The 12,101-nt window shown below is 60.9% G+C and carries 10 protein-coding genes; all 10 read right to left on the reverse strand.

Annotation, left to right across the window (positions count from 1 at the left end):
• Nucleotides 1–427 precede the first annotated feature (427 nt).
• The 10 genes from KGB21_RS03560 to KGB21_RS03605 all read right to left on the reverse strand — a co-directional run bounded on the left by KGB21_RS03560 (nucleotide 428) and on the right by KGB21_RS03605 (nucleotide 12,083).
• Nucleotides 428–2,008 carry an aldehyde dehydrogenase (NADP(+)) gene (locus KGB21_RS03560; protein ID WP_223503585.1) on the reverse strand — a complete coding sequence of 527 codons (1,581 nt, stop codon included), beginning with the start codon at nucleotides 2,006–2,008 and terminating at the stop codon, nucleotides 428–430.
• A gap of 133 nt (nucleotides 2,009–2,141) precedes the next feature.
• Complete coding sequence (gene abaF / locus KGB21_RS03565; protein WP_034150209.1) at nucleotides 2,142–3,539, reverse strand: fosfomycin efflux MFS transporter AbaF; 1,398 nt, start codon at nucleotides 3,537–3,539, stop codon at nucleotides 2,142–2,144.
• Nucleotides 3,540–3,610: 71 nt separating this feature from the next.
• Nucleotides 3,611–4,528 carry a dihydrodipicolinate synthase family protein gene (locus KGB21_RS03570; protein WP_034150208.1) on the reverse strand — a complete coding sequence of 306 codons (918 nt, stop codon included), beginning with the start codon at nucleotides 4,526–4,528 and terminating at the stop codon, nucleotides 3,611–3,613.
• Between the two features lie 249 nt (nucleotides 4,529–4,777).
• Nucleotides 4,778–5,806 (reverse strand): trans-3-hydroxy-L-proline dehydratase, encoded by a 1,029-nt coding sequence (locus KGB21_RS03575; protein ID WP_223503587.1) that lies wholly within the window; start codon nucleotides 5,804–5,806, stop codon nucleotides 4,778–4,780.
• Nucleotides 5,807–5,939: 133 nt separating this feature from the next.
• Nucleotides 5,940–6,662, reverse strand: a complete 723-nt coding sequence (locus KGB21_RS03580) for an amino acid ABC transporter ATP-binding protein (protein WP_034150206.1) — start codon at nucleotides 6,660–6,662, stop codon at nucleotides 5,940–5,942.
• Nucleotides 6,655–7,305 carry an amino acid ABC transporter permease gene (locus KGB21_RS03585; protein WP_034150205.1) on the reverse strand — a complete coding sequence of 217 codons (651 nt, stop codon included), beginning with the start codon at nucleotides 7,303–7,305 and terminating at the stop codon, nucleotides 6,655–6,657. Before KGB21_RS03585 ends, KGB21_RS03580 begins: the two co-directional genes overlap by 8 nt.
• 9 nt (nucleotides 7,306–7,314) lie before the next feature.
• The gene (locus KGB21_RS03590) at nucleotides 7,315–7,980 is read right to left on the reverse strand and encodes an amino acid ABC transporter permease (protein ID WP_034150204.1); all 666 of its coding nucleotides are present in this window, start codon (nucleotides 7,978–7,980) and stop codon (nucleotides 7,315–7,317) included.
• Nucleotides 7,973–9,751, reverse strand: coding sequence for an aconitase X (locus KGB21_RS03595; RefSeq protein WP_223503589.1), 1,779 nt, complete (start codon nucleotides 9,749–9,751; stop codon nucleotides 7,973–7,975). The genes KGB21_RS03590 and KGB21_RS03595 overlap by 8 nt, the downstream gene beginning before the upstream one ends.
• Before the next feature lie 10 nt (nucleotides 9,752–9,761).
• Nucleotides 9,762–10,580: a transporter substrate-binding domain-containing protein gene (locus tag KGB21_RS03600; RefSeq protein ID WP_034150202.1), complete on the reverse strand. Its 819-nt coding sequence runs from the start codon at nucleotides 10,578–10,580 to the stop codon at nucleotides 9,762–9,764.
• 753 nt (nucleotides 10,581–11,333) lie between these two features.
• Nucleotides 11,334–12,083, reverse strand: a complete 750-nt coding sequence (locus KGB21_RS03605; protein ID WP_223503591.1) for an AraC family transcriptional regulator — start codon at nucleotides 12,081–12,083, stop codon at nucleotides 11,334–11,336.
• Between the last annotated feature and the right edge of the window lie 18 nt (nucleotides 12,084–12,101).

Genomic DNA, 12,101 nt, shown 5'->3' on the forward strand with positions numbered 1-12,101 from the left:
TCAACCTCGATGTTGACTGTCAGACCGCCATCGCTGGCAAGCCAGCTCCCACAGGTTTTTTTAAGTGTTATTTAGATTGGGTTTCTCTGGCTGTTGCCGTCGACAAGGCGAATTTCAAAGCATCGGACAATCAGGTTTGACCCTGTGGGAGCTGGCTTGCCAGCGATGAGGGCGGCAGATTCAACATTGATGTTGACTGTCAGACCGCCATCGCTGGCAAGCCAGCTCCCACAGGTTTTTAAGTGTTATTTAGATTGGGTTTCTCTGGCTGTTGCCGTCGACAAGGCGAATTTCAAAGCATCGGACAATCAGGTTTGACCCTGTGGGAGCTGGCTGCCAGCGATGAGGTCGGCAGATTCAACATTGATGTTGACTGTCAGACCGCTATCGCTGGCAAGCCAGCTCCCACAGGTTTTTTGAGTGTTTTTTAGATTGGGTTTCTCTGGCTGTTACCGTCGACAAGTCGAGCGATACCCAGCGGATTGGCGTTTTTCAGGGCATCGGGCAGCAGCGCATCCGGGCAGTTCTGATAGCACACCGGACGCAGGAAACGCTCGATGGCCAAGGTGCCGACCGACGTTCCACGGGCGTCCGAAGTAGCCGGATAAGGCCCGCCATGCACCATCGCATCGCAGACTTCGACGCCAGTGGGGTAGCCGTTGAACAGCACCCGGCCGACTTTTTGTTCCAGCAGTGCCAGCAAACCCGCATGATCTTGCAGGTCCTGCGCTTCGCCGATCAGGGTCGCGGTGAGCTGGCCGTGCAGGCTGTTCAGCGCCTGTTGCAGTTCAGCCTTGTCGGCGACTTCGACGATGATCGTGGTCGGGCCGAATACTTCTTCCTGGAGCAGGGGATCACCCTTGAGCAGCAGACTCACGTCGGCCTTGAACAGTTGCGGTCGCGCCTGATTGCCACGCTGTTCGTGGCCCGCCAGATGGGTTATTCCCGGATGGCTGATCAAGGCCTGCACGCCTTTTCCATAACTGGCGAGCGTGCCGGCGTTGAGCATGGTTTGTGCTGGTTGTTCGGCCATCAGCGTAGCGAGTTGCGCGGTAAAAGCGCTGAACTGCGGTGAGCGGATGCCGATCACCAATCCCGGATTAGTACAGAACTGACCGCAACCCTGCACCACCGAAGCCACCAGTTCGCTGGCGATTTTCTCGCCACGCACCTGCAGTGCTTCTGGCAACACTACGACCGGGTTGATGCTGCTCATTTCGGCGAACACCGGGATCGGTTGTGGTCGCGCGGCGGCCATGTCGCCGAGGGCTCGCCCACCTTTAAGCGAACCGGTGAAGCCGACGGCCTGGATCGCCGGATGCTTGACCAGCGCTTCACCCACGCCGGCGCCGTAGATCATGTTGAACACACCTTTGGGCATGTCGGTTTGTTCGGCTGCGCGGATGATGGCATTGGCGACGATTTCAGCGGTCGCCATGTGCCCGCTATGGGCCTTGAACACCACCGGGCAGCCGGCGGCCAGCGCCGCTGCGGTATCGCCGCCGGCCGTGGAGAATGCCAGGGGGAAATTGCTGGCGCCGAACACCGCCACCGGGCCGACGCCGATCCGGTACTGACGCAGGTCGACTCGCGGCAGCGGTTGACGGTCGGGCAGGGCGCGGTCGATGCGTGCAGCGTAGAAGTCGCCGCGTCGCAGGACCTGGGCGAACAGGCGCATCTGACCGCTGGTGCGGCCGCGCTCGCCTTGAATGCGGCCGCTCGGCAACGCGGTTTCGCGGGTGACCAGGGCGACGAATTCATCATCCAGGGCATCCAGTTGTGCGGCGATGGCATCAAGGAAGTCGGCACGGCGTGCGGCGGGCAAGTTACGGAATGTTGGGTAGGCGACAGCAGCGGCTTGTGCGGCGGCGTCTACTTCATCTGCGGTGGCTTGCGCGAAAGAGAAGGGCAGGGCTTCGCCAGTGCTGGCGTCATGGCTTTGCAGCGCGAGGCTGCCGGCGGCGCTGCGTGTGCCGCCGATGTAGTTGTGGCCGAGGATCTCGGACATGAAAAAAACTCCGGTCATAAAGTTTGCGGCGAAACCTCTGTAGGAGCTGGCTTGCCAGCGATGGCGGCGTGTCAGGCATACCGCGTCGCGATAATCGCCAGCAAGCCGGCTCCTACAAGGTTTGCGTTCGTAGTCAGGCTAGTGAATCGCTGCGGCGTGGAGTGGCAGGAACGGCGTTGTCCAGCGCCGCAATCCGCGCAGCAGCCTCGGCATCCACCGCATGCAGCGACTTGCCACGGGTTTCACGGGTCAAGCCAACGGCGACGATGGAAATCAGCGATGCACCCACCAGGTACCAGGCGATGGGTGTCGAGCTGTGGTACTTGTTGAGCAGGGTGATGGCGATCAGCGGCGCCAGGGAGCCGGCGAAAATCGGCGCAACCTGGTAGCACAGCGACAACGCGGTGTAGCGCACGTGGGTCGGGAACATCTCGGCCATCAGCGCCGAGTACGGTGCATAGGTCATCGATTCGATGGCCAGGCCGAGAGTGATCGCCGCCATGATCAGCCAGTTGTTACCCGTGTCCATCATCGGGAAACCGACAAAACCCCAGAACGCGGTAAGCACCGCACCCACCAGATACACCGGTTTGCGCCCGACCAGATCTGACAGATAACCCATCAGCGGGATCAGGAAGAAGTGCAGCAGGTGCGCACCGAACATCAGGAGCAGAATCTCTGAAGTGTCCTTGTGCACTACCAGCTTCAGGTAAGTGATCGAGAAGGTCACGACGGTGTAGTAGAGGATGTTCTCGGCAAACCGCGCGCCGATGCCCACCAGCACCGAACGCCAGTGGTGGCGCAGCACTTCCACCACGCCCAATTGTTGCTGCTTGGTTTGTGCTTGACGGGCCTGGGCTTCCTTGAAGATCGGGGCGTCATCGACGCTGGTGCGAATCCAGTAGCCGATCAACACGACCACCGCCGAGAACCAGAACGCCACACGCCAGCCCCAGGCGAGGAAGTCCTGTTCCGACAGGTTCGACGACAACAGCAGCAGGGCAACCGTCGCCACCAGGTTGCCGGCCGGCACACCCGCTTGCGGCCAACTGGCCCAGAAGCCACGGCGGTTGTCCGGGCAGTGCTCGGACACCAGCAGAATCGCGCCACCCCATTCGCCGCCAAAGGCGAAGCCCTGGATCAGCCGCAGCAGCACCAGCAATACCGGCGCCGCGTAGCCGATCTGATCGAAACCAGGCAGGCAGCCCATCAGGAACGTAGTGATGCCGACCACCACCAGGCTCAGTTGCAGCAGGCGCTTGCGGCCGAATTTGTCACCGTAGTGACCGAACACCAAACCGCCCAGCGGGCGGGCGAGAAAACCCACGGCGTAGAGGGCGAAGGCAGCGATGATGCCGTCGATGGGGCTGTCGGTCTGGCGAAAGAACAACTGGCCGAAAACCAATGCCGACGCCGTACCGTAGAGAAAGAATTCATACCACTCGGCGACGGTGCCGGCCATGGCGGCCGCGACGACACGCTTGAGTCCCGAGGGGGTGGTTGCGCTTGAGGTGTGTTGAGGATTGGACATGCTGGCGTTTCCTGTAGAGGCGCAAAAAACAGGCAGCCGGGCCGGACCGCGAAGGTCCGCCCGGCAATCACTCAGAGACCGACGTCCGGCAGCTGCGGACGGTTGGCCAGGGCCTTGGCCATGATCTGCTCGACGAACACTCGATCGGCTTCCGGCAGGGCTAGGCGTGGTGGACGGGTCAGTGCGCTACCGCGACCGGCGATGGCTTCGCACAACTTGATGCACTGCACCAGGTCGGCACGGGCGTCGAGGTGCAGGATCGGCATCAGCCATTCGTAGATCGGCATGGCCTCGGCGAAGCGTCCAGCCTTGGCCAGACGGAAGATGGTTTCGCCTTCTTTCGGGAATACGTTGGACATGCCCGAGACCCAGCCTTCAGCACCGACGGCGATGCTTTCCAGCACCACGTCATCCAGGCCGGCGAACAGCACAAAACGGTCGCCCACTTCATTGCGCACGTCGATGAAGCGACGGGTGTCGCCCGAGGAATCCTTGAAGCACACCACGTTGTCGCAGTCGGCCAGGGAAATCAGGATGTCCGGGGTCACATCGTTTTTGTAGATCGGCGGGTTGTTATAGACCATCAGCGGTACGTCGGCGTTTTTCGCCACGTAGCGGTAGTGCTCGGCGGTTTCGAAGGGCTTGGAACCGTAGACCAGCGCCGGCATCAGCATCACGCCATCGACACCGACCTTGCGCACGGCGTTGGCGACCTTGGCCGCTTGCACACTGGTGAATTCAGCAACGCCGCAGATCACCGGCACTCGACCGCGAGAGGCATCCACTGCGACTTCCGTCACGGCGATTTTTTCTTCGGCGGTCAGCGAGGTGTTTTCACCCACCGAACCGCAAACCACCAGACCCGACACGCCATCACGAATGACGTTGGAAATCACTTGATGGGTTTTATCGAGGTTGATGGTGAAGTCATCGTTGAATTGAGTGGTTACCGCAGGGAAGACGCCACTCCAGTTAATACGCTTGCTCATTGTTGCCTCCAGTTCGTTTTTGTATTTCGTATACGATATTTAAAGTGAAAGAATTCGGCTAGTGCTTTTTTCAGGTTTTAAGGAAATTAGTTAGCCGTTGGTCTGGCGGTAACATCGTGGCGAGGGAGCTTGCTCCCGCTCGCCTGCGCAGTCGTAAAACCAGAGCATCAGCTTCATCAGACACACTGCAAATTGGGGCCGCTGCGCAGCCCAGCGGGAGCAAGCTCCCTCGCCACAAAAAGCTCTATGTCATGCACCGGGCCAGGTATCCGAGAGGCGATAACCCTGCGGCCACGGATCGCTCGGGTCGAGCAGCAATTGGTGGGTGCCGGTGATCCAGGCACGCCCGGAAATGCACGGATAGATGGCGGCGCGACCGGCCACTTCGGTCAGCGAATCGATGCGGCAGTGGAACTCGGAACCCAGGATCGAACGCCCGATAAACCGCTCGCCGACCTGCATCAAACCCTTGGCCTGCAACACCGCCATGCGCGCCGAGCAACCGGTGCCAGTGGGCGAGCGGTCGATTTTGCCCGGCTGAATGACCACGGCGTTGGCGCCGGTGGCGATGCCGTTTTCATGGACGATGGGCGCGGCAATCTGGCAGAAAGAAATGTGCGACCAGTCCGGATTCAGCGGATGAACGAAACCCAGTTGTTCGTTGGCGGCACGGGTGATTTTCAGCCCGACCTCCACCAGATCAGCCGCTTCGTCCGGGCGGATGGAAAAGCCCAGGCCCTTGGCATCAGCGATCACAAAGCTGTCGCCACCGTAAGCGGTATCGACCTTGAGCGAGCCGAGACCTTCGACTTCGATCCACGCATCCAGGCGATCGGCGAAGGAGGGTACGTTTTTGATTTCTACCCGTTCGACCTTACCGTCACGGCAGTCGGCCACGGCCTCGATCAAGCCGCCGGGCGCCTCCAGCACCAGACGGGTTTGCGGTTCGGTCATCGGCAGGATGCCGCTGTCGAGCAACACGGTGGCCACGCACAGCGAGTTCGAGCCGGACATCGGTGGGGTGTCCGCCGGTTCCATGATGATCCAGGCCATTTGTGCCCTTGGGTCTTTGGCGGGAACCAGCAGGTTGACGTGACGAAACACCCCGCCGCGCGGTTCGTTGAGCACGAAGTTGCGCAGGGTTTCATCCTTGGCAATCCAGCGTGACTGTTCCCACACCGTGTCGCCGGGCGGCGGTGCGACGCCGCCGACGATCACATCGCCGACTTCACCTTCGGCGTGGCAGCTGACGACGTGGATGACTTTTGATGAGCGCATGCTTTCCTCCTTGTAATACCTGTGATGGCCTCATCGCTGGCAAGCCAGCTTCCACAGGTTTGATGGTGTACACAAAATCGGTGACCACTCCAAATCACTGTGGGAGCTGGCTTGCCAGCGATGAGGCCAGTGGTTATTTCACCGATTTAAGAAACGCCGCCGTCTCCGCATGCAGCGGATTGCCAATCACCTGATCCGGCGACCCGATTTCATGCACCAGACCATTGCGAAAGAACGCCACCCGGTCGGAAACATCGCGGGCAAAGCGGATCTCGTGGGTCACCAGAACCATGGTCATGCCGTCTTCAGCCAGCATGCGCATGGTGTCCAACACCTCGCCCACCAGTTGCGGGTCGAGGGCCGAGGTGGCCTCGTCGAACAGCATGTAGTCCGGCGACATGGCCAGGGCGCGGGCGATGGCCATGCGTTGTTGCTGACCGCCGGACAGCTTGCCGGGGAAGGTCTTGAGCTTGTCGCCCAGCCCCACATGGGTCAGTTGTTGCACTGCCAGTTCCTCGGCTTCGGCCTTGCTTTTGCCCAGCACCTTGCGTGGTGCGAGCATGACGTTTTCCAGCACGGTCAGATGCGGGAAGGCATTCCACTGCTGGAACACGATGCCGATCTTCTGCCGCAGGCGATTGAGGTCGGTGGCGCTGTGATGGACTTCGACTCCGTCGACGCGGATGTTGCCTTTCTGGATCGGCTCCAGGCCGTTGATGCACATCAGCAGGGTCGACTTGCCGGAACCCGAGCCGCCGATGATCGACACCACCTCGCCCTTGTTCACCGTCAGGTTCACGCCCTTGACCACTTCCAGGTTGCCGAAGGATTTATGTACGTTGTCGATCTCAATCATTTTCTTGCCACCTTCTTTCCAGACGAGCGCCCAGGCGTGCAACCACCAGGCTCATGACGTAGTAGATAAGGCCCGCGATGCACAGCACCAGCAACGGTTCCTGGATGCGGGTCACGATGGTTTGCGAGGCGCGCAGCAGTTCGACGATGCCGATCCACATCACCAGCGCAGTGTCTTTCATCACACCGAGCACCAGGTTCAGCCAGCCGGGGAAGGCGACGCGGGTGGCCATCGGCAGGACGATCCAGCGCAGGTCCTGCAAAAAGCTCAGGCCCAGCGAACGACTGGCCCGGCGTACCGTGAACGGCACTGCCAGCACGCCGCCGCGCACGATCTCGGTGAAGTACGCGGCGGTGTAGGTCCCTAGCACGATGCAACCGACGCTGAACGCGCTGATGTTCAGGCCGACGATGCTTTTCAGTGAGTTGAACAGCACGAACTGGATCAGCAGCGGCACGCTGCGAAACACGTCCAGCACCCAGGCCAGCGGCAGGCTGGCCCGTGGCAACAGGGCGCGCAGCAAACCGAACAGCAGCCCGGCGATGGAGCCGAGGATGATCGACCAGAACGTCAACTGCAGCGTGACCCAGGCGCCGTTGAGCAGGAACAACAGGTCGTTCGAGGAAAAATCGGTGGCAAACATGGACACTCCTCAGTAACGGAACAACCGCCAGGCCATCAGCCGGGCTGTCGCGACGATCGCCTTGGCAATCGCGTAATACAGCACGGCCGCGATGGCGAAATATTCGAAAGTGCGGAAGGTTTTGACGTTGTATTCCTGGGTCACGCCGGTCAGGTCATTGTTCAGCCCGACGATCACCCCCAGCGACGTCATCAACACCGCCCAGACCATCTGATTGGTCAGCGGGTAGAAGACGATCCGCAGCAGCTGCGGGACGATGATCATCCGGTAGGCCTGGAAGGCACTCATGCCCAGCGAACGCGCGGCGCGTACCTGTGTCGTGGGAACGGCCTTGAGGCCGCCGCGGAAGTTTTCCGCGAGATAACCGGCGTTGTTGAAGGTGATCCCCGCCAGCAGCGCCAGCCACGAACTGACATGCAACCCCAGCGAACCAAGTCCGAAGTACAGGACATAGATCTGGAACAGCGACGGTGTGTTGCGGGCAATCGATACCCAGCCGTTGCCGAACCCGCGCAGCAGCGTATTTTTGCTTTCGCGCATGACCGTCAGGGCCAGGGCAATCAGCACGCCGAAGATCATCGACAGCGCTGCGGTCTCGAAGGTGACCAGGGCGCCGGCGAGCATGTCCGGCAGGGCGCGCAGGGCCGCGCGCCATTGGAAGGTGTAATCAAACATGCACGGGGCTCTCCAGGTGGGCGGCAGGTAGCAGCCAGGCCGGCAGGCGTCCGCTGGCCGTGGCGTTACAAGCGGCATTGACGCATTCGGCGAGGCTGGCGAAATGCACTTTTCGACCCACCAGCCCTGGGGCGTAATGGGCGTACTTGCCGGAGTTGGTCATGAGGTTTTTCGCGGCCAGCGGAATTACCGGCTCGCCGAGCATGCACCAGCAGGTGTCGGTGACCAGCGTGGCGCCGAAGGTTTCGATCACCGCGATATACCCGGCTTCGCGCGACTGTTCCAGCACGGCACGCCCGCAAGTGATGGCGACCACCACGTCCGGGTGTTTGTGCCGGCCCCGGCACAGCTGCGCGAGGTGGGCGAACTCGCTGAGGGAAAAATGCGGGTTGCCCAGTGACACCACATCCACGCGATTGTCACGGGCACTGTTGAGCTCGCGCCAACTGAGCAGAAGGTCCTTCAGGTGGATTTTTTCCACGGGTATGGATTCGTCCGCTTCCAGCACCTGTGCCGGGTCGATGGCCTCCGGCGTGACCCCGGCGATATGAAACAGCGGCGCCGCCGAGGTGGTGGCGAACGCTGCACCGAAGGCTTTGAGATCGTCCAGGGTCGGCTTGCGGTTTTCCAGGCCTAGCACCAGTGGCACGCGGCTGCCGGCCAGTGTGCCGATGTGATAGCCGAGCAGCGGATAAAAGGCATCGTCCAGTTCACCGAGGGCGGGCAACTCGATCTGCAACCGGGCCTTGCGTGGCGCGTCGAGGTGGCAGCCAATCAACGGCGCGCGGCCGGTCAGGGCGATGCAGATGTCGAGGTAGTCCGGATACTTCAGCGTGCGGGCGCCGAGCACGCTGTTGGCGTAAACCACGGCGTTGGATTCGGCCCAGACAATCTGCTCGCCAGCCTTGGGCGCACTGTCGAGCAGGTACGGCGCACAGGTAAAACTCAGTTGCGCGCCCATTGCCATGTAGGCATCACCCAAGGCACTGGCCGGTTCGCCGAGCGCGGGGTCGATGCCCAATTCGCGCCAGCGGCGCTGATCCACGGAAATCGAATTGAGGGTGGTGGGCACTCGAACCTTCGCGCCCCATTGCACCAGTTGCCGGGCAAATTGCAGGCTCGCCGGTCCTGTGTAAATGCAGCCGTCGATGTGCGCCTGGGTGACATCCACCAATTGGCGGGCGCCTTGCAGTTCTGCCATGCGCAGGACGATCTGCATGGCCATTTGTGCAGCCTTGCCGTGCTGGCCGTCGAGCAGCGCTTGATCGTGTTCGGTGAGTTCGATAGCGGTAGGTCGGTCTTCTGTCTGCGGCTGATTTTCGAGTGCCTGCCAGGCATCGCCCGGCAGGTGTTCGAATGTAGTCAGTGTTGAATCTTCGACCCGGGCAAAAGTCTTGCCGCGCAGGGCGGCGAAGGCCTCCTGGCCGATGCACAGCACCGGCAGGGAACGCTCGAAAATCGTCTGCGCGACGAGCACGCCCAGGGTCAGGATCTCATCGGCTTCGGCCAGCACCAATGCCGCCGGTGCATGACCGTTGCTGATCAGTTCCATCATCACGCTGCTGCCGGTGCACGAGCCGCGCCCGCTGGGGATCGCCAGCACACGGCCGGCCAAGTGTTCGCCGCTGAGCGGGTGGTGGCGATCGATGACCTCGCCACTGGCGGAGTCAACCCCGCCCCAGAAACTCAACCCGACATCGGCGAACAACAGGGTACCCTCGGCGGCGCCCGCGACCAGGCTACGACCGGTCAGAGAAATGGACCTGGGCATGCCGGACACCTTAGTAATAGACCTTTGGCACGGTCAGGTCGGCCGGTGCGATGTCGGTGCCGACCCATTTGACGAACAGCTCCTTGTAACGCCCGGTGCGCACCTGCTGGTTGACGAACAGGTCGAGGTAGTTGAGCAGGCCATACTCGCTGCGCTTGGCGCCGAGGGACACATAGTCGATCACATACGGCGCATTGCCGGCGACTTTGAGGTTTTTGTACTTGCCCGATTTGAGCGTGGCGGCGGCGACGGTATTGGTGACCACGGTAGCGTCGATATGGCCCTGGGCGACGGCCAGCAGCGTGTCGTTCTGCGACTGATAGGCCCGGAAACTGCCGCTGCCCCAGTTCTTCACATCTTTCTCCAGGGCGATGGCCTCGTAGGTGCCGCTGGTGTTGCCCACCGGTTTGCCCTTGAGGTCGTCGAAGCCATTGATGCCGGTGTTGTCGCGGGTCAGCACGACCATCTGGAACGCGAAGTAGGGCACGGTGAGGCCGACGGTCTTGGCGCGTTCGAGGGTGTCGGACGTGGATGCAACAATCACGTCGGCCCGGCCGGAAACCAGTGCCGGGATACGGTCGGGGAAGGGCGTCTCGACCACTTCAGCCTCGACTCCTAGAATCTTCGCGAGGTCGTTGCAGTAGTCCACGTCGAAACCGGCCGGGTTGTTACTCGCATCGCGGAAACCCATGGGCGGGAAGTCCAGGGTCACGGCACAGCGCAGCTTGCCGGAGCCAATGATGTCGTCGAGCTTGTCGGCCTGGGCGGTGGCGACGAAGGAAGAACTGAGAACAGCGCTGAGGGCTACGGCAAATGCGGGGTTTTTCATAGAGGCCTCGTTGGGTTAAGTGCTGTTGAATTATCGTATTGGGGATTTCGTATACGATATTAACAATAGCAATCAATGTGCCGGTTTCCAGTTTTTGGATTTAATTTGTGGTTGAGGCTTTAGGCAGAGGTGTTCTGGCGGTCGTGCTTTGGGTGGGGGCGTCGTGGTTTCGCTGGTCGGTGTTACATATGGGAGCAGTAGTCGTTCCGGTGCCCCGTTAAGAAACATGGGAGTACATATCCGTTTCTTCGGTAACAGCCGCCGGCGGATTCGCCCTTACGGCGCGTCACTTGGAAAAGCGAGGCGGCCTGACAGCCGACCTGGTCGAAAGAGTGCGCATTTACCCTGTAGGAGCTGCCGAAGGCTGCGATCTTTTGATCTTGATTGGCTTTGGCGTTTGATCTGTCTGCACCTCTTCCAAAGACCGAATGCACGTAGCCGCTCTCGGGCGTTGAAGCAAATGACAAGGGCGAAGCAACGACAAAGGCAGGATCAAAAGATCGCAGCCTTCGGCAGCTCCTACAGGGGAGCACGGCCGCTGATGGATCTCCGGCCATGGATGGCCGATGGCGGCGTGCTCTGTAGGAGCGAGCCTGCTCGCGAAAAACCTGAGAGCACCGCGGGGTGTCAGGCTCCCCGCGTCATCGTTGACCTCCATCGCGAGCAGGGTTTTCAAAGTGACCCGCCGTAAGGGCGGAACCCATAGCCGCCGTAACTCAAAAAACGGATATGCCTCACCGGTCCAAAAGCGCCTTAACCCCGATCCCCCCGATACTGACTCGGCGACAAACTGGTCAACGCCCGAAACTGCCGACTGAACGCACTGTGGTCCGTATACCCACACCGCAAGGCAATCTCCGTAATCGGCAAATCACTGTGCAACAACAACCGCGAACCCTCTTCCAGCCGCGCCTTGTGAATCATCTGCCGCGGGGTGAGCTGGAACACCCGTTTGCAGTGACGCTCCAGTTGCGCCACGGAATACCCGGCAATGTCCGTCAATTCGGCAAGGCTGATCGGCCGGGCAAAGTGATCACGAATGTGCGAATCCACTGCCGCGAGTTTCTGATAAGCCGGATGACTGGACTGTGGCGATTGCAGGTCACGGGAAATACCGGCCAGGCCAACGATGTGACCCTGTTCATCTTTCAGGGCGAGTTTGTGGGTCAGGCACCAGATCGGCTGGTTGCCGAAATACAGGTGCAGTTCCAGTTGATCGGCCAGTACCCGGCCGCTGGACAGCACTCGTCGATCCTGCTCGGTGTAGAGCGGGCCGAAGTTCTCCGGGAAGACCATGTCGGCGGTACGTCCGAGCAATTCTTCGCTGTGTTTGAAGCCGCAGCGTCGGGCCAGGGTCTGGTTGACGAAGGCGTAGCGGGCCTCGCGGTCCTTGATGAAAAACACCACGTCCGACAGGGTATCGAGCAGGGGCGCGATCGGCTGAAGGCTGTTCAGCAGCGTCGGCAAATCACAGGGTTTGAACGTGGTGAGCGAGGGGTACATGGCGTTGGGGGCCTGATG

The organism is Pseudomonas sp. GL-RE-29 (assembly GCF_019947275.1).
GTDB classification, from domain to species: Bacteria; Pseudomonadota; Gammaproteobacteria; order Pseudomonadales; family Pseudomonadaceae; genus Aquipseudomonas; species Aquipseudomonas fluorescens_A.